The organism is Paenibacillus sp. J22P59 (genome assembly GCF_059383895.1).
Genome location: NZ_JBXENX010000005.1, coordinates 92,729 through 114,267, shown reverse-complemented (window position 1 = coordinate 114,267; position 21,539 = coordinate 92,729). Strand labels below are relative to the sequence as shown.

Below are 21,539 nucleotides of genomic sequence, written 5' to 3'. Positions count from 1 at the left end.
GTCTGAATAACGCAAAAACGGCTTTGCCGTCCAGTAAACTGGGCAGCAAAGCCGTTTATTCATTTGTTTTTTCATTTTTGGCATTGCAGCGGTGACATACGCCTTGAAAGTCCAAGCGATGATCAATGACTGTAAAGCCAAATTCAGTCTCAAGCCGTTCTTCCAGCGGCAACAGCCAATCATCCTTGATCTCATCCATTGCTCCACACTGCACGCAAATCAGATGGTGGTGATGATGCTTACTGCTGTCGGTCCTAAGGTCGTATCTAGCTACACCGTCACCGAAGTTAAGCTTCTCTACCACATGCATCTCACTCAATAATTCAAGCGTTCTATACACGGTGGCGAGACCAATCTCAGGCGCTTTGTCTTTTACAAGCATGAACACATCTTCCGCGCTCAAATGATCTTCTTCATTCTCTAATAATACTCGGACTGTTGCTTCACGCTGCGGGGTTAATTTGTAGCCCTGCGATTGCAACTGTTGTTTTATCTTCTCGATACGGGCTTCCATGATTTCCCCCCTACCACATGCCTCACGCCAACATCAGGAAACGTTTGCTTTTATTATAGGGGTTAAAGCTGAATAAAGTCAAACCTTTTGCCATTTAGATTGTCGAATTCGCAGCCGTCAGCAATGGCGTAACCCATTGCATCAAGACGGGTGAAACATAAGCCTCCAGCAGAGCTGCGCCAGCGAGCAAAAGAAGCATAAGCAATGCAGTAGAGGCAAAGCTAAGCAACTCAGGCGCCAAAGCGCCTTTTTGCTGGAATAATCTATTCTTGATGACATAAGTCGAGAAAGAAATAGCAGCAACGCTCGTAATGAGCAGCGCAGGGACGATAATGAGATTTTGCGGGGCGACTGAAACAAGAGAGAACAAGACGCCCAGCCATGCATGCTGGGAAATCAATGAGCCTATTGCGAAGCCGACCAGCGCTCCTTTGAGGAAATCCAATGCAAGAACAAGTGGAGTACCGACAACGGTAATCCCTAGTATCCAGAGCAATAACAGCCATTTGCTATGAAAAAAGAATCGCTCCCAGAAAGATTGCACCTCGTCTGCCGCTCCGCCATTATTGACGATTTGAATATATCGTGTCACATCAGAAGCAAGCTCCTGCTGCTGCTCCAGTGTCAAGGCTTGTACCATGAGCCCACCGAATATGACACCTACCACAAACAATACACCTACAAAAACATAAAGGTTAACTGGATTTTTGATCGTTTCCTGCAGCATTGGCGAACGCATGGTTCCCCTCCTCTTGTCCAACTGAATTGATAAAGTGTATGACCCTTTACCAATTCCTATGACCATCAGAGATACGGGCGCATGAATATGCTGTAATTAGATCTTCCCCGTTAGCTGATAAAGCTTCCATGCGTACACAGCAAGAATCGTCTTCGCATCACTGATTCGACCTTCTTCGATATAGCTCTCTGCTTGTTCCAGCGTGATCGCATCTACTTGTAAGAACTCATCCTCATCAGGCTTTTTCTCTCCCAGAGAAACTTGATCAGCGAAATAAAGGTATAGCTTCTCATCGGCAAATCCCGGCGACGTGAAAAAAGCGCTCACGAGTATCAGCTTATCTGCCCGATAGCCGGTCTCCTCCTCTAACTCACGTCCTGCCGCAGTTAGCGGATCTTCGCCGGGATCTAGCTTTCCAGCGGGAATCTCGATCTGGAACTTGTCCAAGGGCTTACGAAATTGCTCGACCACGAGAAGCTTCCCATCTAACAACGCCATTACAGCAGCTGCACCGGGATGCTTAACAATTTCTCTAGTCGCCGTTCTGCCTTCAGGCAGCGTAACGGTATCCACTTGCAGGGTAATCATTCGGCCCTCATAAATCTGCTTCGTACTCAGCGTCTCTTCCCGCCACGACTTCCTTGTTTCCTGTTGATCTTGATCCGTCATCTAATCAGCTCCTATAAGTGAGGTCGGAATAACTTGTCCCTTTATTGCATAATAATGGCTTATACCCAAGAAAGAAGGTGCGATAAAGATGAAACAATATCGGACTGCCCAAGAGCTGCGTCTAGTCGGCAAGGCATGGGAAATACGTTATCAGCTTCGCAAGCTTGCCAAGCAGGAAGCGTCCCTCAAGCAGCTTCTTTCCACATCCAAATAATGAATAACGAATAGAAAACGACTCCTCTGGCTTATCAAAGGGCCAGGAAGTCGTTATTTAGGCATTAAGCTTGTGCATTCTGCTTCATAATCTGTACGACCAGCTCTGTCACCTTGACGAGGTCAGCTACTTTAATCTGTTCCTTCGTCGTATGGATATGCTCATAGCCAACAGCCAAATTAACGGTTGGAACACCTAGCCCATTAAAAATATTAGCGTCGCTGCCTCCGCCTGAATGGAAGGTCCGTGGGGTAAGCCCGATCGCGGCTGCTGCTGATTTGGCGAGCTCTACTACAGGCGATGACTCTTCATGTGCATAAGCAGGATAGATAATATCGCTCTTGAATTCCCCTCTCGCGCCGAATTCCTCTACGACACTTTCAACCGCCTGTTGCATAGCTGCCAACTGACGATCCAGCTTATCCTGAACGATACTGCGTGCCTCCGCATCAACCTTCACATAATCACACACAATATTTGTTGCTCCGCCCCCTGCGAATCGGCCGATGTTAGCTGTCGTCTCATGATCAATTCGTCCGAGCGGCATTCTTGATATCGCCTTGGAAGCAACCTGAATAGCACTTATCCCATCCTCAGGATTAACCCCTGCGTGAGCAGATTTCCCATATAGCTCAATCGTGACTTTGGCTTGCGTTGGCGCCGCAACCGCTATCGCTCCAACCTCTCCATTAGAATCAATGGCATAGCCGAAATCTGCTTTCAGCATGGAGGCATCCAGTGAACGAGCTCCGAGCAGGCCCGACTCTTCCCCTACCGTAATAACGAATTGGATCGGCCCATGTGGAATATTATTTTCTTTGAGCACTTTGATTGCTTCAAGAATAGCAGCTAAGCCTGCTTTGTCATCACTGCCAAGGATAGTAGTTCCGTCGCTTCTAATATATCCGTCAGCATCAATCTGCGGCTTAATTCCTACGCCGGGTGTAACGGTATCCATATGGCAAGTAAATAACAGGGTAGCCGCCCCCACTGCCTCTGAAGCTTCCAAATAAGCAAACATATTATTGGCTCCATGTCCGGTTAATGACTGTGCTTGATCTTCCTCCACCTGAAGTCCGAGCTGCACGAACTTGTCCCGAAGCACTCGGCTGATCTCCTGCTCATGCTTCGTCTCGCTGTCTACCCTCACCAATTCAAGGAACTCTTCTACGATTCGTTCTTGGTTGATCATAATACTTCCTCCGCTCCGCATTATCGTTTACAATAGAGTTATATTCCTTATCTACGGTTACATACCGTTACCCTTCATGGAAAGGAGAATACGTAATGAACTCGCAAAAGATGGTGAAAATCGTCGCTGTTGTTCTTATTGCTGCCCTAGTGATTACTACACTATTTACTTCCATCGGCGCACTATTCTATTGATGACGGCTCGAACCCAAATACCCTGCAGAAATGTGGCAGCAGCTCATGCGCGGCTTCTTCAACCGTTAGCTGCTTGCCGGTAAGATCATTGAATGAGGTAACCCCGTATTGCTGAATACCGCAAGGGATAATACCTGAGAAGCCGCCATCCGCTATACCTGCTTCAATATTAAGAGCAAATCCATGGCTCGTTACGAAGCCTTTGCGACTACGAGCCCTGTTAAATTTCACTCCAATGGCGGCGATTTTCTCGCTGCCTACCCACACTCCTGTATATTCTGGTTTTCTTCCCGCTTCTATACCATGATCCCCCAGCCAATTAATGATTGCCTGCTCCACTGTTCGCAAATACGCATGCAAATCAAGTCCAACAGCATCCAAATACAATAATGGATAACCGACCAATTGGCCTGGCCCATGAAACGTAATATCTCCTCCGCGGTCGATCTCATATACGGTAATGCCGCGTTCCTTCAGCTCACTCTCATCTAATAGCAAATGCTCCGGATGCCGATCCGAACCAAGCGTATAGGTCGGCGGATGCTGAAGAAGGAGAAGTGTCTCCTGACACTCCTCCTGATCGACTTGTTTCACGATTGATTTCTGCAGATCCCAAGCTTCCGCATAATCCATCATAGGTATATAACGGGCATTCAGCTTCCCTCTCTTGCGCTCTTGTATCGCAGAGTCAGTCATTGTGAATTACCCCATTTCATCTCATCTTAATATAATTTGGTCTCTAGATTGAAGCTCTCCATATTATCCTTCACCCGTTGCAAGAAACGGCCGCAAATAACGCCATCCAATACACGATGATCAAGGGACAGGCATAGGTTCGCCATAGAACGGACAGCAATCATATCATTAATAACAACCGGACGCTTCACGATAGACTCAAACGTCATAATAGCCGCTTGCGGATAGTTAATAATGGGGTTTGTAATGATCGAACCAAATGACCCCGTATTATTCACGGTGAACGTACCGCCCTGCATATCTGTCAAGGTCAGCTTGCCGTCCCGGCCGCGTCTTGCCAAATCATCAATCTCACGGGCTAAGCCGGCAATCGTCTTATGGTCCGCATTCTTAATGACCGGGGTTGCAACCGATTCTTCTGTACCGACAGCAAGCGAGATGTTGATGTCACGCTTAACGATAATTTTATCAACCGCCCACATCGAGTTCATCATTGGGAAGTCCTTAATCGCATTAACTACGGCCTTGAGGACAAATGCCAAATAAGTCAGGTTGATGCCTTCCCGCTTCATGAATTCATCCTTCACTTTATTCCGCAGAAGAACAAGATTCGTTACATCCACTTCAATCATCATCCAGCCATGAGGGATTTCATTCACACTCAGCATCGTATTGCGTGCAATTGCACTGCGAATCGGCGATACGTCGATAAAGTCCTCTCCACGTCCGGTGATGGATGAAGTCTGGGCCATGAAGGTAGGCGTCTTCGGAGATTCCGTCAAATGCAGCCCGCTTGAACGAACTTGTGATCTTGAAGCATCAATCTCAGGCTGAGGCATCCGCTGTTGAGCTACAGCTCCAGCACTGGCTGCGCCAGCTGCCACATAAGCGAGCACATCCTTACGCGTAATTCTGCCGCCGAGGCCCGTTCCTTGTATATCAGAAAGCGTAATGCCATGTTCAGCAGCTAACTGCTGTACGGCTGGCGAGAAGCGATTGCGCGCTTCCTGATTCACGCTTTCGTTGGCAGATGCTGCTGCTGGCTGCTGTGAACTGGCAGCAGGCGAAGCGGCTTGCTCTGAAGGTTCGTCTGTCTCTACTAGACATACAGGCGTTCCAACAGGTACAGTCTCTCCGTTTGGTACTAATATCTTGATGAGCGTGCCCGCTATTGTCGAAGGCAGCTCCGCACTCACTTTGTCTGTTATAAGCTCACAGATTGGTTCATATATCTCTATGCGATCACCAGGCTGCTTCAACCATCTGTCAACTGTTGCCGAAACGAGTGATTCAGCAAGCTGTGGAATGACGATCTCTGACACCGATTTCATCTGTTCTCCATCTCCCATCGGCAAGCGTAATGATGGTCCCTTAATAGAGCGCCAAATTCCGCATAGCCTCTTTTACTTTTTCTTTGTTAAGCAAAAAGAACTTCTCACCCGGTGGATTTATTGGCATCGCCGGTACATCAGGTCCACATAGCCGTTGAATCGGAGCATCTAGCTCATAGAGCAATTCTTCAGCAATAATAGCAGAGACCTCTGCACCAATCCCGCCGGTTTTATTATCTTCATGTATAATCAGCACTTTTCCGGTCTTGCGTACGGCTTCTAGAATCGCTTCTTTATCAAGAGGCTGTAGTGTTCGCAAATCTAGAATATGTGCGCTTATGCCTTCTTGCGCCAGCTCAGCAGCCGCTTGCTCAACGAACAGCAGCGGCATGCTGTAGCCGATAACGGTAATATCGTCGCCTTCGCGCAGCACATTTGCTTTGCCAATCGGTACGATATAATCATCGTCCGGAACTTCTCCGGTAATAAGCTTGTAGCATTTTTTATTTTCGAAGAACAAAACAGGGTCAGGATCACGGACCGCAGCTTTCAATAATCCCTTCGCATCATAAGCTCGGTAAGGCGCAACGATCTTGACGCCTGGTGTTCCGAAAAATACCGATTCTGGACACTGCGAGTGGTATAGCCCTCCGAATATTCCGCCGCCGATAGGAGCACGGATAACAAGCGGACAAGTCCAATCATTATTCGAGCGGTATCTGATTTTGGCTGCTTCGCTAATGATTTGATTCGTAGCTGGGAACATGAAGTCCGAATATTGCATCTCTGCTATTGGCTTCATTCCATACATTGCGGCACCAATCGCTACGCCAGCAATAGCGGATTCTGCGAGCGGCGTATCCAGCACACGCTGCTCTCCGAACTGCTCCTGCAAGCCCTTCGTTGTTGTGAACACGCCGCCTTTTATGCCGACATCCTCGCCGAGAACGAAGACATCCTCATCCCGCTCCATCTCTTCCTTCATAGCCAGCCTGATTGCTTCGATATATTCTATAACTGCCATTAGTTGCCTCCCCCCTGCTGTGCATCATCTGCATAGACATGCAAAAGAACCGATTCTGGCTCTGGGAAAGCTGCCTTATCACCATATTCTGTAGCTTCGTCGATCGTTTTGCGAACTTTCGCGAGCAGCTCTTCCTCCAGCTCGTCATTCCAGAGGCCACATTCCACCAAATACTGCTTATATTTAGGAATACCGTCCTTCGCCCGGTTCTCCTCAACTTCTTCCTTCGTTCTGTAAGCCAGATCATTATCGGAAGTCGAGTGCGGCGAAATGCGATACATCATTGCTTCTATAAGGGTTGGTCCTTCACCAGCAATTGCGCGCTCACGCGCCTCCTTCACTACCCGGAATACTTCAAGCGCGTCATTGCCGTCGACTTGAAAGCCCGGGAAGCCATAGCCAAGCGCCCGATCCGCTACACGTCCTGCCAACTGCTTGTGAACAGGCACGGAGATAGCGTATTGGTTGTTCTCACACATCAGAATAACCGGCAGCTTATGTACACCAGCGAAATTACAGCCTTCATGGAAATCTCCTTGATTGCTGGACCCTTCTCCGAAGGTTACGAAGCTGACAATTGGCTTCTTCTTCATCTTCGCTGCCATCGCAATGCCGACTGCGTGAGGCACCTGTGTTGTTACCGGGCTGGAGCCCGTTACAATACGAAGTCTTTTGCTCCCGAAGTGGCCTGGCATTTGCCGCCCCCCGCTATTCGGGTCCTCCGCCTTGGCAAATACAGACAGCATCAATTCCTTAACCGTCATGCCAACAGAAATAACAAAGCCGTAATCACGGTAATAAGGCAAAAAATAATCGTTTTCCCGATCCAATGCGAATGCAGCAGCCACTTGAGCTACTTCTTGCCCAACGCCGGACACATGGAAATTAATTTTACCCGCACGCTGTAATAATAGATTTCTCTCATCAAATTTACGGGTCAATACCATTGTTGCATACATCTCTATCGCCTGTTCATTGCTAAGACCAAGTTCTGTATGCTTGAATACTTGCTCTATGGGTTCGAATTGCGTCATGAGGGTTTGCCTCCTTTATCCTGCATTTAAAACCAGGTACTAAGACTTGATATCATTTATTATACCTGCTTTTCGTTGAAAAAGAAAATGTTATGACAAACGCTGCTAAAATGCGATTGCTTTACCGTCGACTGCAAGCATAGCTTCACCTAGAGCTTCCGCCAGTGTTGGGTGAGGATGGATCATTTGCCCAACCTCCCACGGGGTTGCATCAAGAACACTGGCTAGTGCTGCCTCCGAGATAAGGTCAGTAGCATGAGGCCCAATCATATGAACGCCTAGAATATCATTCGTTTGACGATCAGCAATTACCTTCACGAAACCGTCTGCTTCACCAATAATTAATGCTTTGCCGATGGCTTGGAATGGAATTTTGCCCGTCTTTATATCATGTCCTTTGGAACGCGCACCATCTTCTGTAAGGCCATAAGAGGCAATCTCAGGTCTGGAATAAATGCAGCGCGGGATCAAATGCGATTCTGTTGCAGGCTTCTTCACTCCTCCAATGTGCTCAACTGCCATAAGGCCTTCATGGGCCGCAGCATGAGCTAGCTGAACGCCGCCGATAACATCCCCGATCGCATAGATATGCGGCTCGCTCGTCTGTCCATACTCATTAACCTGAATGAAGCCATCCTTCAGACGAACATCCGTATTCTCAAGGCCAATGCCATCCGCATTAGCCTGTCTGCCAACCGATAGCAGCAGCTTGCTCGCTTGCAATAGAACCTCGCCTTCAGCAGTTATTGCTGAAATCGAGATCCCGTCATCACCTGCTGCAAAGCTTTCTGTCTGCAGCTGAATTTTGGTCAATATACGAACACCGCGGCGACGAAGCACCTTGGTGAGCTCTGCCGATACTTCAGCATCTTCTCCTGGCAGCAGACGCTCTCCTGCTTCTACGAGCGTTACTTCCACACCGAAATCTTGCAGCAATGAAGCCCATTCCACACCAATAACTCCTCCGCCAACGATCAGCATTGAGGACGGAAGTGCTTCCATTAGAAGGGCATGATCACTTGTCAGCACATGCTCGCCATCTGGCGTTAAGCCAGGTAGTGTCCGCGGTCTAGAGCCAGTTGCTATGATCAGATTCGTGGAGACGACGGATTCCATCTCTCCATCAGGCAGCTCCACTGCCAGCGATCCGCTGCGCGGCGAGAAGATAGATGGCCCAATAACGCGGCCCTTGCCGCTAATAATCTGTATGCCGTTTTTCTTCATTAAACTATGCAATCCGCGATAAAGTTGCTCCACTGTCGTTTCCTTGCGGCTCTGAACTTTATTAAAGTCGAGTGACAATGCGCCATCAGCGACCGATATCCCGTATGTATCTGCATGCAGCAGAGTCGAATAGACTTCTGCGCTTCGAAGCAATGACTTGCTGGGAATACATCCTTTGTGCAAGCAAGTACCGCCAAGCTTGTCCGCTTCAATTATTGCAACGCTTTTGCCCAGCTGGGCTGCCCTTATTGCAGCCGTATAACCGCCAGGTCCTCCACCAAGAATAGCTACATCTACTTGTATTGCCATTTCGATTACCTCCACCGTCACCATTTTCTCACTTTTTCTATTGTACCTTTTTTCATTCCTAATTTACATCGTGAAATTTGTGAAATAGACACTTCAATGTGAAAAAGGTATCATTAGGAAAGAATGCTACTAACGCTGCACAAGGAGAATTTATTGCATGAAATTAGTCATCGCCCGTCTGATTGCTGTGTTGCTGCTCGTTATTCCAGGAATTATGGCTTGTATTGGGTTTCTCAAAATGAAAGACGCCCTCTTCCATTATTTCTCTGAATTCGGCAATGATGCTATTGTACCTGATTTTCAGTGGTTGACTTTTTTATTCGGACTTCTTTTATTCGCGATTGGCGTCAGCTTTATCGGTGGCTGGATTTTTTTCCGGGATCGCAAACGCAATTACGTTGCTTCACGCTTCCGTCCCAAACGCCCTAATAAGCCTCCGAAGCCTCAAAGCTAATCGCCTAATCCTTCTTGAATAAGCAACCGCCAGGACTGCGATAAAGAATCGTGACCCGGCGGTTGATTTATTTTTGCCCTGCTTATCCTTAACACTCCGATTACATGAGCCGAATATGATTACAAATCTATAACGTTCCTCTTATTTTGCTAGAACATAGCCGTATTATGATTAGAGCATCCAATAACTAAGGGGTGCAACTACTATGACAATTGTATTCGAAGTATGGGCAGACGGGAAAAAGCAAGAAATCATTCAACCAACTAATCAACGGCTAAAAGATATTCGCAGCTTTATCAAAGCTGAGTCCTCTGAGCTAATTAAGAAATATGGAGAAGACGTCTATTTGAACAGAAGAGTCCTTTACAACTAAAATTGCTGTAAAAGACAAGAAACACTAAAAAACCGTGTCCTCAATGAAGAGTTTCACGGTCTTCCATTCACCATATATGTAAGTTCAGAAACAAAAGAATCACTTTAAATGTTCTTAGTCGTATGATTTAACGTCTCTGCTGACACCGCAACTTTATTGGTCGCTGAACCAATCTCCTCGATTACGCCAACCAACGATCTAATCTCATGCTCCACTTGACCGATTTCATTCATATTGCTTTCCATCGACTCGATAATATCATCGAATACTACCCTCGTATCATTGGATTCCTTGTGTCCTGCTTCTACTAATGTATTAACCTCTTGTATAGATGCAATAACCTCAACCGTATATTCCTTTGATATTTTAATAAGATCGGTTATTTTATTAACACTAAGCCTCGTATCATCCGATAGCTTTTGCACCTCTTTGGCCACAACCGTGAATCCCAGCCCCTGCTCACCCGCTCTAGCGGCTTCAATAGCAGCATTGAGAGAGAGCAGCTTCGTCTGATTCGCAATTTCCTGAACCATATAAATGATATTCTTGATTTGTTCAAAGGAATGATTGAAATTATCTACGGTACGTTTCATAACAACTGCGCTCTCATTAATAGACAGCATTCTGTTGGAGAGTTGCTCTAATTTACCCTTTCCCTGTTTGGCCAAAGATTGGGTCTCGCTAACCTTGCTGATAGAGTGCTTAAACGAATGATTAACCTGGCCGCTGCTAGCTACCAATTCTTCAACTGAAGCACTTGTTTGCTCTGTTAATACAGCGAGCTCTTCACTTACTACTGTAATTTTGCTCTTGAGATCGTTTTTTACATTCGTATAGATTTGCTCTCTATGCAGCATATTCTCTTTTTCGTAAGCTTCCAGAACCATTTGCTGCTCGAAGTTAAGCAATTTACTTATAACCTTGCTGATCTTAAGACTTTCTTCATGATTTTTGATATTGCGATCGACAACATCAAAAAAAGCATTTTGCAAATTTTGAAAAGCTCCCATATACCACTTCGGCTCAAGTCCTATTTTTTGGTGTACTTTTGCTATGGTCTGCCGTTTCTGAATAAATTCATCGTCAATGCTTCCACCAAACATTTCAATCAAATGATTTCTTAATGTCATTTTCAAGCGTTCAACCGTACTATGCCTCGTTATGATATGTTCAAGCACTTCGACATTAAGGACCGTTTGATAAAAAGTAGATGTGATTTCATCAATATGTTCAATAATTAAAGGCTGAATGGCTTTTAGAAGCTGAACATCCTCTTCTTGTAACGCAATCATTTTCATTTGCTTGGCCGTATCGCTATGTTGTTCAATATGTATGCTTACTTCCTCATTTTTTGCCTTTTCCAACCACTCTGTCTTAGGGACATTACTAGAGAATCCTAATTTTTTAGCTACTCCATGAAAAGGGCATCGTTCCATGCAACCACATCCTTATTCCTGAAATTTTAACTGAACGATTGCAAATATCCGGAATGAAACCATAATTGCGAATCCGATCTTCTGACTTTATATAATGCAAGGCGGCTTATTAACCCATCGTGCTTCCACCTAAGATGATGTACGAGCGACATGTTTCTACATTATTCTACAGCCTACATTAAGCTATGTAAAATAGATTTTCGCATTCATTGCGATTAATAGAATAGAATATCGCTTTAGGAAGAGAATGGCTATTTATTCGTTCTATTATGAGCATTCTTCGAGCACTAAAAACAATAAATTGATTAGCTATAGACCAATTGGGGTACTAATAGATAAGTGCAATTACACATTGAGTAGTTCACTAATCTATTTATTAGAGAGGATTGACTAACAATGAAAACAACAACTGATTTGCATCAAACAAACGAGACAGTAGCAGAAACCGGCAAATATGTTTGTGAAGTAGGCGAAACAAGAGAGCTCAAGCAAGGCGACAAATACCCTGCTTGTCCGAAGTCAGGCAAAGATACAACATGGCGGCATGCTAGCCATCAACATAAAACAGGCGATAAAGTAACCGAAGCTGGTAACTATGTCGACGCAGACGGCGAGAAAATCGAATTGAAATCCGGCGATACTTTCCCGAGTTGCCCCAAATCAGGAAAAGACACGTCTTGGACTCATGCATAAGTAAACCGTGCAGCAAAAAAACGCTTGGCCTCGATGCCAGGCGTTTTTTTGCTGCACGGTTTTAAAAACAGCTCCCTCCAATCTTTCTGATATTCAAATAAATACATATAATAATCAGGTTAATTCAACACTATATCTGGAAGACATACCCTTATAGATCATATATAATCATCTATATACTTATTTATAATTTATGGGGTGCATTATGAAAAAATCTGATCATAAAAAACTTAAAAATAGTAAAAAAAAGAATCAAAAACAACCGCCCATTCACAATCCTAAACCATCAGGTGTTATTATGGAAAGCTCTACTCTGATGCATTATTATGTAGGCAACTTAGGCATGATCACCTATAAGCCTAATTTCTCTGCGTTATTCCAAGCATTGGATTCTCTTATTACTAATAATGAAAGACAAGACCCTCCTTTATATTTGAAAGCATTAATGAGCAGACTTGAACAATTACTTGAACAAAAATTACAATCACAAAATCTCTATGAAGTATTTTTCTGGAGCAGACGAATTCATCCTGCCAACGTATTTAATGTAAATAAACATACCGTGCACTTATATCGAGAATTAATCCAGCTCATTTATGTGAAATATTGCAACGGGGAGGCCATATTTCATCAAACTAAGGAAACAACATTGCCTCCTAGCCTGGCTAAAATCAACTCTTCACGGTTATTGCTATGGATGAAGGGCACAGAAAAACCTTCCGAAACAGAGCTATGCCATTTACAAGTCATCGGGGATCTATTTAATCTATGCTATGAGATTGAAGCTCTCGCCTATTATTACATCTACTTAACACAAAGATATCGGATTTGCTGTAAAGGAGGAACCTTAATCCCCCATCCGGAACGTGGCATTGATTGTACGGCTGATCCTAATTTATCTCATTTAATTGACTTATATGACCAACGTGCGCAAAAATCAAATATATTAGCAGGAGCTGGCGGCTTTGCTTCTTTAGATTACTCGGGCAATGAGCTTGAGAAAGAGGAACAACAGCTTATATTCATAGCTTATCAGGAGAATCTGGATAACATTAAGGGACATGAGTTTTTTGATGATTTCATGCAGGATCGTGAGAAGTTTAAAAAGAAAAACTTCCAATTTAATTTTGCTGATAATTATGTAAGCAACTATCTCCCACACCCGGTTTCTTTAGATAGATACTATCGATTCTCCAAAATATATGCACAAGAGTTCTATGAGCATTATGGGTTCCATGTCGCAGAGCTTTTAGTACTGATTAGTGGTATCTCAATGGAAAATGTGGCAAGCTTCTATGACGATCCTAATCGTTTTGAGTTTATGCTCAAACGTGGCTATATGATGTACACACGTAAAGCTATGAGAATAAGCTATAAACAAGCTATACGTCGAATGAGTCCGGTTATGGGCTTTGAGCCACCGGCTAATTTGGATGAAAGCTTCGATCGTTTATTTGCCTTTTTATCCTATGACCGTAAGGATGCAACGCTCATGCGGTTGCAAACGCTTGGACCTCGGAAAATTTTTTATCCCCTAAATGAAGAAACCGGCATGATTGACCATACCGGCTGGATCGGATTACTGGGTTATGTAATGGACCCGATTGTAAAAGATGCTGGTACGAAGGGCGAGCAATTCGAAGATATTGTGCTCGAGATCGTTAAGAATCGTTTTGGCAAAGATGCCATATGGATAGCAAAGCGGCCTCTGAAGGTGGGTTCACGCGAAAGAGAGATCGACGTTACCTTTATTTATAAAGATGTTTTATTCCTATTAGAATGTAAGGCTGTTAATTTATCATGGGGCTTCTTTACAGGAGATACTGCTGCCATTGAATTTCGTAACAATAAAAATAAAAAGGCAATAAAACAAGCCGATACAACACTCGCATTCATACAAGAACAACGTGATAAGCTAAATATCCCTTTACCAAAACAAATACGTTATGTGGCTTCTCTACTCGTGTCCCCTCATGCCGAATACATCTGGGAGGTGGATGATAACTTATTCATTAACCACTCTACCCCGCGTATACTAGCAGCTCAAGAGCTCGAGACCGTGTTCAATGATGAATTGGTTGAGCAAATCAAGAGCAGACCATTTTGCAGACCTGTGTAATACCCTAAAATAGCCCAAAAAAAGACCGCTTACTTTAGTTAACAGAGACAATGAATCTGCTAATCTAACGTATGCGGTCTTCAATTTATAACAGAGATCATCAGCCTGTATATTTAATAGTAACCGTAGTATTCACCGTAAACAACACTGTCCAGCCAGCAGGTATCGGGAAACCAGAAAGGACAGTGGTTGTCGTACCTATGCTAGCCCCGTTCAGGTTCTTAATCCACACCGTACTGTCTGTTTTGTTAGTGACCGCCCAACCAGCAGGGAGCGGCGAGACCGGTAAGATCGTGTCAGTGGCACCATAACTTGCTCCATTCAGGTTCTTAATATTCATCGTAGAACCTATTTGATTGACAATCACCCAGCCGCTCGGTAATGGAGTGCCAATCAACACAGTGACTGTTACTCCTGATGGTGCCCCATTTAAGTTTTTGATCCACACTGTACTGTCCGTTCTGTTAATCATTGCCCAGCCATTCGGAAGCGGCGAGATGGGAGCGACCGTATACACTTCACCATAGCTTGCTCCGTTCGCATTTTTGAGTGTGATCCATGTAGGCATTTGAACGGTAACCACCCAACCGCTTGGAACTGCAGAACCAAGCATAGCCGTAACCGATTCGCCTGTCGGTGCTCCAATCAAGCACTTCGCTGTTATTGTGCTGCCATTATTCACAGAAATGATCCAACCAGCGGGTAATGTCGTGCCTGTTGGCACTACGGTAGTCACGCCATAGCTCGTACAATTAAAAGTCGCATTAGTAGCGGCAGCTTCGGCAACAGGTGAAGATATACCTGGATTTACAAACAGAGAAAAGCTCAGCAACAGCGCGAGTACCATCACCCTTGATATTCCTTTTTTAATCATTCAATAATCATTCCCTTCTTGTATTTCATACACGAAAAATAGGATAAGCATCATTTGCAATAACGCCGATAAAATCCACTATCGAAGACATAATAAAAACACCGCTTATCTATTGGTTATAATAATCAATAAATAAGCGGTGTTGTTTGATCTATGAAGATATACTTAGGTTTTGAAACGCCCCTCTGGGATATTACCGCTATTGCAGTAATGCGTTTACAAACTAGCTAACCTTATGCTCGATCCTTAGCTTATCGGCCACCATCGCGATAAACTCGCTGTTAGTTGGCTTCGATTTGCTAATGTTGATCGTATAGCCGAACAGGTGGCTAATGCTGTCGATATTGCCGCGCGTCCAAGCTACTTCAATAGCGTGACGAATGGCACGTTCAACACGAGATGGCGTTGTTTTGAATTTTTCAGCAATAGCAGGATACAAGGTTTTAGTAATAGCACCTAGAATCTCGATATTATTATAAACCATCGTAATCGCTTCGCGTAAATATTGATAGCCTTTAATATGAGCCGGGACTCCGATTTCGTGAATAATACTTGTGATGTTGGCGTCCAGATTTTTCCCCTTAGCGATTGGTACGACGTTTGATTTCAAGGTCGTGGTACCTGAGCTGTAGGTTGCCGTCGATGCGAAAGCAGTGTTACTTACCAATTGACGAATCCGGTTAGCCAATATATCCATATCAAATGGCTTTAGAATATAATACGATGCGCCTAGCTGTACAGCCTTTTGCGTAATGTTTTCCTGCCCGAAAGCAGTTAACATAATGATCTTCGGCATTGGAGAAATATTCATTTCCCTCAATCGCTCCAAAACACCAAGACCATCTAAATGAGGCATAATAATATCGAGAATCAGTACATCTGGTATTTTTCTTGCTTCCTCAAAATGAGTTAATACCTCTTCTCCATTATAAGCCACACCGCTCACATTCATATCACTTTGTTCGGATATGTATTCCGATAACAGGTTAGTAAATTCACGGTTGTCATCTGCCAACAATACTTCGATCTTGTGCAAGGTCTGGTCCTCCCTCAAATGATATTCACTTATGATTCCTTCCCATAGTTGTCTTGAGTTACATTTTCGACATGCTCCATTGAATTCCTTCTGTCGAAAATTATTTTTCTTTATTTTTTTTCCGTTTTTCGTTATAATAAATATTTTGTTACAATTATTGATTTTGTTCGTAACTATTCGACATTTCTCCTCACTTTGTCGTCAAACTATGCAAAACCGCTGAAGAGCTTAACATAAGCTCTTCAGCGGTTTTGCATAGTTTTTATGCGGCTGTATTTGTAGAAGACTCAGACTTCATTAATACTCCTGCATCTTGCAGCATCCATTCAATAAAGCAACCATAGCCAGAAGATGGATCGTTAACGAACACATGAGTTACCGCTCCAATAAGCTTACCATTCTGAATAATCGGACTGCCTGACATCCCTTGAACGATTCCTCCTGTTTTATCAAGAAGACGCTTATCTGTAATTTTAATGACCATACCTTTTGTCGCCGGAGTGGCTTGCTTGGATACATGGGCAATCTCGATATCGAATCGCTCAACCTTTTGTCCATTGACGACAGTAAGAATTTGAGCTGGACCTTCAACAACCTCTTCTGCAAAAGTAACAGGCAATGCCTTCTCACTATAACTATGCACTGGATTTTCCTTCATCTTTCCGAAAATCCCAAAGGGTGTATTGCGTTCTATATTGCCTAAAATTTTGCCTTCTTTGACGAAATGCGCACGCTTCTCACCAGGCTCGCCATTCTGGCTCTTATTGATGGAGGTAACACTGGATTGAAGAATTTGCCCTTCGCCCACTTCTATCGGCGTTTGAGTGTCCATGTCTGTAATAACATGGCCCAATGCTCCATACACTCCTTGATCAGGCGCATAGAACGTTAATGTGCCAACGCCAGCAGCTGAGTCCCGAATGTATAGTCCCAGACGCCAACTACGGTCTTCTGCATCCATTACGGGATCCAATTTCGTCTCATTCATCGTTCCATTTCTTTTGTAGACAATGGCTAGCGGTCGTTTGCGGTGGCCGGCTTGTTCAACCAGCTCAGCGACCTTACGAACCTCATTTACTGATTTTCCGTCGATCTTCATAATCAGGTCACCTAATCGCAACCCAGCTACTTCGCCTGGCGACTTCTTCGCACCACTGCTGTCCGTTACTTGATGATGCCCTACAACAAGTATACCTGTTGATTTGACCTTTACACCGATGGTCTGTCCGCCGGGAATAACTCTAAGGTCAGGAACTACATTTACCTTTACAGTCTTGAAAGGAATTTTACCAAATAATTTCACTTTCATGCTTGTCTCACCACTGTGCTGAGGCTGCAAAGATAACGGTTCATTCAAATTAACGGACATGGATTGGCTCGATGACCCGTTAATTTGAAGCATCTTTGGATCCACGGTAACTTCAGCATGAACGGGTACTCCATATTGTAATCGTTTCAGTTGGCCGGAGAATAAACGAAGTTCATTCGGGAATGCGGCAAAATGTTGAAACGGGGTGGAGATCCCGACCATGCAGACGAAGACCACGAGGACTAGCCCAAACCATCGCTTCCTAGAACTGGAGTTCAATGATTTCACGCTCCCTGTAATTCCATCGCATGACGAGAAAGGCAGTTTCGCCATTGGCGTACCTTTAAGTTACCCTGCCCCGTTCGTTTTATGACCACAAAAAGATTCCCTTAATGCCCTCCATTAGGCTCCTTTCTGCCGATGTGCCAAATCAAGCATTTCTTGTGCATGATGGCGAGTCTTTTCAGTAACTTCTACTCCCCCAAGCATTCGGGCGAGCTCTTCGATCCTCGTCGTATCCCTTAATTCCTCCACCTGTGTAGATGTCCGCTGTTCAATAACATGCTTGCATATTTCATAATGATGATCTGCCATACAAGCGACCTGCGGTAAATGCGTAATAGAGAATATCTGGCATCGCGAAGACAATTCCGACATTTTCTCAGCAATGGCTTGTGCTGCCCGGCCGCTTACCCCTGTATCCACTTCATCGAATACCAATACTGGAACTTGATCAATCTCTGCAAAAATTGCCTTTAGGGCAAGCATAATACGGGACATTTCACCGCCGGAAGCTATTTTGCTAAGTGGCTTGAGAGGTTCTCCAGGGTTCGTTGACAGCATGAATACAACATCGTCTATGCCATTCGCATTGAGATGTACGGTCTCTGAATTAGAGTCCGATGGATGGCTTTGCTCCAGCTGTACGCGGAATAACGTATTAGCCATTTGCAGCTGACGAAGCTCACGTTCAATGGATTCTGACAGTCGCTTAGCTGCATGCGTACGGAGCTTCGACAACTCTTGAGCGAGTTCATGGGCCTGAATATACAGGCGCATTTCTTCTCGGCGAAGCTTATCCATATATTCGTCTCGGTTCTCGATCTTGTCGCGTTCCATTGATGTCTGCTCCAAATAAGCCAATATTTCAGGAATACTTTCCCCGTATTTGCGTTTGAGGGCATTAATCATATCGAGCCTGTCATCAATAAATCCAAGCTGCTCCGGATCGGATTCAATACCATCGCGATAATCCCGCAATTGAAATGCCGCATCTTCTGCTTGATAAAATGCCGATTGAAGCTGCTCGACTATCGGAGTAAGAACAGCCGTATCATAACTCTGACTATCGGATAATCGAGTAATCGCTTTGCTTAATGCATCAAGACCGTTTCCTCCATAGAGCAAGGAATAAGCTTCTGATACGCTATCCATACGCTTGCCTGCATATTGAAGCTTCCGCTTCTCTTCTGCTAAGGTCTCATCTTCACCAGCCTTGAGATTAGCGCTCGTGATCTCTTCAATCTGATAGCGATACAGATCAAGCATCTGAACATTGTGACGTGTCGTTTCCTCCAGCTCTTGAATAGCAGCTCGCGCTTGCTGAAGTTGACTGTACACCCCACGATAGGCTTGCTTTCTCTCAAGCAATAAATCACCCGCAAATAAATCGAGCCATTCTAGATGCTGCTCTGTCCTCAGCAAGGACTGATGCTCATGCTGTCCATGAATATTAACGAGGCACTCACCAATTTCTCGAAGCATCGTCATAGTAACTAGCTGCCCATTAACCCGGCTGCTGCTCTTTCCATGGGAAGAGAGCTCTCTGCGTATAACAAGCATTTCTTCTCTTGTTGCTTGAATACCCAGCCTGTCTAGAGCCTGCCATGCCGGATGGATGCGTGGAAGATCGAACATGGCTTCCATCTCAGCTTTATCACAGCCGTAACGCACCATATCTGCGGAACCACGACCTCCGACAATTAAACTGAGCGCGTCAATGATGATTGACTTACCCGCCCCAGTCTCTCCTGTCAAAACATGAAATCCATGGTGAAAAGAAACGTTTACTTCTTCAATAACCGCTAAATTCCGAATGGATAGCTCCCGCAGCATGGTTCATTACCTCCTAATGGTTGTCCAACTTAATTTAATAAATCAAGCAGCTTCTCAACAAGCTCACCGCTCTTTTCCTTTGTTCGGCATATAATGAGAATTGTATCGTCTCCGCATATCGTTCCCATCACTTCAGCCCACTCCATATTGTCAATCAAAGCGCCAATTGCATTGGCAGTGCCTGGCAAGCATTTCATAACAACTAAGTTATCTGTATAGTCAATATGTACAAAATGATCAATTAGCACCCTTTTAAGCTTGTTGATGGGGTTATGCTTCTGCTGGTCCTGAGGAAGTGAATATTTATACCTGCCATCACCCGCCGGAATCTTAATAAGCATAAGCTCCTTCATGTCCCTCGACACTGTTGCCTGAGTAACTTGAAGTCCTGCTTCTCTTAGAGCATCAACAAGCTCCTCTTGCGTCTCAATCATTTGTTTTTTTATAAGTTCTTTGATTTTGTATTGTCTAATGCCCTTCATAAGGCCCTCCCCCAAACACGCTAATCACCAATTTGAAATCGTATCGTTCGTATCACTTGTTCCCTAACGTCAACGAATAATATTCCGGAGCATTCAGGCAATAAAAGAGAATAAACTAGCAGCCGATCTCTAACACCGCTGCCTGTCCAATCCATTGGCATCCGCTCACGCGCTGTCTTTACAATATACATTGTGCCATTCTGCTCTGCTATATAATCAATGTACAATCGGCTGTTCAAATCATTGCCGTCAAGGTCAATTGCTATTGGAATTCGGTGCTTTCCTGACAGAACCTCATAACCAGCAGATTCCAACAGCCTGATGTTCTCGTCATCTTCAGAAAGCACTCCGCCCTTGCCTAGCTTAAGACGATTCATGCTTGCCGGCGTATGCAGCCAGCGATAGAATGAACGATACAACCAACTGATCAGCAACGCACCAGCGACCAGCATAATGAACCAGTCACCGTATTTCCCCATAAGCAGCCCCCTCATCCGATCTATTTACTAGTGTAAAAGTTCGTGATAAGAGGTGGATTTTCCTGTTTCTACAACAAAGCGAACGCATGTTTGGTTTCTCTAGTTTAGCAAACAGCGCACCCTTCTGTAAAGATAAAAATAAAAGGGAAACCAAAATCGTTTAACGATTAAGGTCTTCCCTTCATTACTGTACTTTATGATTTCTTAGTAGTGAATGTGTCACTCGCCTGTTTGACAAGCTTACTCAAAGACTCATCATCCGGGATTACACTGGAAGGCTCGCCGCTCCACTGCCAATAAGCGAGAAATTCTATATTCCCTTCCCCTCCAGTAATGGGCGAGAAAGTAATATCCTGCAAGGTATAGCCTATTTCAGCTGCAGCATGAAGCACGGTACGCAAAACCTCTTCATGAACAGCAGAGTCTCTAACGACGCCTGATTTGCCTACCTTCTCTCGTCCCGCTTCGAATTGAGGCTTGATAAGAGCAACAATTCCGGAGCCGGTTCGAAGAAGTCCGCTAAGTGCAGGTAAAATAAGCTTCAATGAAATAAAGGAAACATCAATCGTTGCAAAAGTAGGCTGTGGTCCCACAAGGTCAGCAGGCTGCGTATAACGGAAATTCGTTCTCTCCATTACACAGACACGCTCATCCTGACGCAAAGACCAGTCTAATTGGTTATAACCAACATCAATTGCATAGACGTAGGATGCCCCATTCTGCAGAGCGCAGTCTGTAAAGCCTCCTGTCGATGCCCCAATGTCAAGCATTACACGATCTGCAAGATCAATATTAAAGGCTCTGATCGCCTTCTCCAGCTTCAAGCCGCCTCGACTAACATAAGGATGAACGGCGCCCTTTACTTTAATATCTGCTGTGCGGAGCACTTTCATCCCGCTTTTGTCAACGGGCTCATCATCGACGAGCACAAGCCCTGCCATTAAGGCTGCCTTTGCTTTTACACGGCTATCATAAAAACCCCGTTCAACAAGCAATACATCAATACGTTCTTTAAGTGTTGTTGTCATC

At 44.6% G+C, this 21,539-nt stretch carries 22 protein-coding genes; 5 read left to right on the top strand and 17 right to left on the bottom strand.

Features of this window, described 5'->3' with window-relative positions:
* Positions 1–55: 55 nt before the first annotated feature.
* The 3 genes from fur to AC50YO_RS09925 form a co-directional block, all read right to left on the bottom strand.
* Complete coding sequence (gene fur / locus AC50YO_RS09935; protein ID WP_494846670.1) at positions 56–514, bottom strand: ferric iron uptake transcriptional regulator; 459 nt, start codon at positions 512–514, stop codon at positions 56–58.
* Between the two features lie 94 nt (positions 515–608).
* Positions 609–1,253, bottom strand: a complete 645-nt coding sequence (gene spoIIM / locus AC50YO_RS09930; RefSeq protein WP_494846669.1) for a stage II sporulation protein M — start codon at positions 1,251–1,253, stop codon at positions 609–611.
* A gap of 96 nt (positions 1,254–1,349) precedes the next feature.
* On the bottom strand, positions 1,350–1,922 hold the full coding sequence (locus tag AC50YO_RS09925; protein WP_494846668.1) for an NUDIX domain-containing protein: 573 nt from the start codon (positions 1,920–1,922) through the stop codon (positions 1,350–1,352).
* Positions 1,923–2,010: 88 nt separating this feature from the next.
* On the opposite strand from AC50YO_RS09925, the gene mciZ reads away from it, so the two are divergent.
* Positions 2,011–2,136 (top strand): Z-ring formation inhibitor MciZ, encoded by a 126-nt coding sequence (gene mciZ / locus AC50YO_RS09920; RefSeq protein ID WP_494846667.1) that lies wholly within the window; start codon positions 2,011–2,013, stop codon positions 2,134–2,136.
* A 64-nt stretch (positions 2,137–2,200) separates the two neighbouring features.
* On the opposite strand, the gene AC50YO_RS09915 is transcribed toward mciZ, so the two are convergent.
* The 6 genes from AC50YO_RS09915 to lpdA form a co-directional block, all read right to left on the bottom strand.
* A complete protein-coding gene (locus AC50YO_RS09915; protein ID WP_494846666.1) occupies positions 2,201–3,328 on the bottom strand; it encodes a M20/M25/M40 family metallo-hydrolase in 1,128 nt (375 codons plus the stop codon).
* A 182-nt stretch (positions 3,329–3,510) separates the two neighbouring features.
* On the bottom strand, positions 3,511–4,218 hold the full coding sequence (gene lipB, locus AC50YO_RS09910) for a lipoyl(octanoyl) transferase LipB (protein WP_494846665.1): 708 nt from the start codon (positions 4,216–4,218) through the stop codon (positions 3,511–3,513).
* 26 nt (positions 4,219–4,244) lie between these two features.
* On the bottom strand, positions 4,245–5,549 hold the full coding sequence (locus AC50YO_RS09905) for a dihydrolipoamide acetyltransferase family protein (RefSeq protein WP_494846664.1): 1,305 nt from the start codon (positions 5,547–5,549) through the stop codon (positions 4,245–4,247).
* Between the two features lie 40 nt (positions 5,550–5,589).
* A complete protein-coding gene (locus tag AC50YO_RS09900; protein ID WP_494846663.1) occupies positions 5,590–6,573 on the bottom strand; it encodes an alpha-ketoacid dehydrogenase subunit beta in 984 nt (327 codons plus the stop codon).
* Positions 6,573–7,607, bottom strand: a complete 1,035-nt coding sequence (locus AC50YO_RS09895; protein WP_494846662.1) for a thiamine pyrophosphate-dependent dehydrogenase E1 component subunit alpha — start codon at positions 7,605–7,607, stop codon at positions 6,573–6,575. Before AC50YO_RS09895 ends, AC50YO_RS09900 begins: the two co-directional genes overlap by 1 nt.
* A gap of 105 nt (positions 7,608–7,712) precedes the next feature.
* Positions 7,713–9,140: a dihydrolipoyl dehydrogenase gene (gene lpdA, locus AC50YO_RS09890; protein ID WP_494846661.1), complete on the bottom strand. Its 1,428-nt coding sequence runs from the start codon at positions 9,138–9,140 to the stop codon at positions 7,713–7,715.
* 157 nt (positions 9,141–9,297) lie between these two features.
* On the opposite strand from lpdA, the gene AC50YO_RS09885 reads away from it, so the two are divergent.
* Positions 9,298–9,594, top strand: a complete 297-nt coding sequence (locus tag AC50YO_RS09885) for a DUF2627 domain-containing protein (protein WP_494846660.1) — start codon at positions 9,298–9,300, stop codon at positions 9,592–9,594.
* Positions 9,595–9,799: 205 nt separating this feature from the next.
* Entirely contained in the window at positions 9,800–9,967 is a 168-nt protein-coding gene (locus AC50YO_RS09880; protein ID WP_494846659.1) for a hypothetical protein, read from the top strand.
* 104 nt (positions 9,968–10,071) lie between these two features.
* On the opposite strand, the gene AC50YO_RS09875 is transcribed toward AC50YO_RS09880, so the two are convergent.
* Complete coding sequence (locus tag AC50YO_RS09875; RefSeq protein ID WP_494846658.1) at positions 10,072–11,403, bottom strand: protoglobin domain-containing protein; 1,332 nt, start codon at positions 11,401–11,403, stop codon at positions 10,072–10,074.
* A 396-nt stretch (positions 11,404–11,799) separates the two neighbouring features.
* Here AC50YO_RS09875 and AC50YO_RS09870 point away from each other — a divergent pair, with 396 nt between their 5' ends.
* Complete coding sequence (locus AC50YO_RS09870) at positions 11,800–12,096, top strand: YjzC family protein (protein ID WP_494846657.1); 297 nt, start codon at positions 11,800–11,802, stop codon at positions 12,094–12,096.
* Positions 12,097–12,301: 205 nt separating this feature from the next.
* Positions 12,302–14,215: a hypothetical protein gene (locus tag AC50YO_RS09865; RefSeq protein WP_494846656.1), complete on the top strand. Its 1,914-nt coding sequence runs from the start codon at positions 12,302–12,304 to the stop codon at positions 14,213–14,215.
* Between the two features lie 100 nt (positions 14,216–14,315).
* On the opposite strand, the gene AC50YO_RS09860 is transcribed toward AC50YO_RS09865, so the two are convergent.
* The 7 genes from AC50YO_RS09860 to AC50YO_RS09830 all read right to left on the bottom strand — a co-directional run bounded on the left by AC50YO_RS09860 (position 14,316) and on the right by AC50YO_RS09830 (position 21,538).
* Positions 14,316–15,089 carry a hypothetical protein gene (locus AC50YO_RS09860; protein ID WP_494846655.1) on the bottom strand — a complete coding sequence of 258 codons (774 nt, stop codon included), beginning with the start codon at positions 15,087–15,089 and terminating at the stop codon, positions 14,316–14,318.
* 223 nt (positions 15,090–15,312) lie between these two features.
* Positions 15,313–16,125 (bottom strand): sporulation transcription factor Spo0A, encoded by an 813-nt coding sequence (spo0A, locus tag AC50YO_RS09855; protein ID WP_494846654.1) that lies wholly within the window; start codon positions 16,123–16,125, stop codon positions 15,313–15,315.
* Positions 16,126–16,387: 262 nt separating this feature from the next.
* Entirely contained in the window at positions 16,388–17,713 is a 1,326-nt protein-coding gene (gene spoIVB / locus AC50YO_RS09850; RefSeq protein ID WP_494846969.1) for a SpoIVB peptidase, read from the bottom strand.
* Between the two features lie 123 nt (positions 17,714–17,836).
* Positions 17,837–19,549 carry a DNA repair protein RecN gene (recN, locus tag AC50YO_RS09845; protein ID WP_494846653.1) on the bottom strand — a complete coding sequence of 571 codons (1,713 nt, stop codon included), beginning with the start codon at positions 19,547–19,549 and terminating at the stop codon, positions 17,837–17,839.
* A 29-nt stretch (positions 19,550–19,578) separates the two neighbouring features.
* The gene (ahrC, locus tag AC50YO_RS09840; protein WP_494846652.1) at positions 19,579–20,031 is read right to left on the bottom strand and encodes a transcriptional regulator AhrC/ArgR; all 453 of its coding nucleotides are present in this window, start codon (positions 20,029–20,031) and stop codon (positions 19,579–19,581) included.
* A gap of 20 nt (positions 20,032–20,051) precedes the next feature.
* Positions 20,052–20,510, bottom strand: a complete 459-nt coding sequence (locus tag AC50YO_RS09835; RefSeq protein ID WP_494846649.1) for a hypothetical protein — start codon at positions 20,508–20,510, stop codon at positions 20,052–20,054.
* 194 nt (positions 20,511–20,704) lie between these two features.
* The gene (locus tag AC50YO_RS09830; protein ID WP_494846645.1) at positions 20,705–21,538 is read right to left on the bottom strand and encodes a TlyA family RNA methyltransferase; all 834 of its coding nucleotides are present in this window, start codon (positions 21,536–21,538) and stop codon (positions 20,705–20,707) included.
* Position 21,539: the final 1 nt, after the last annotated feature.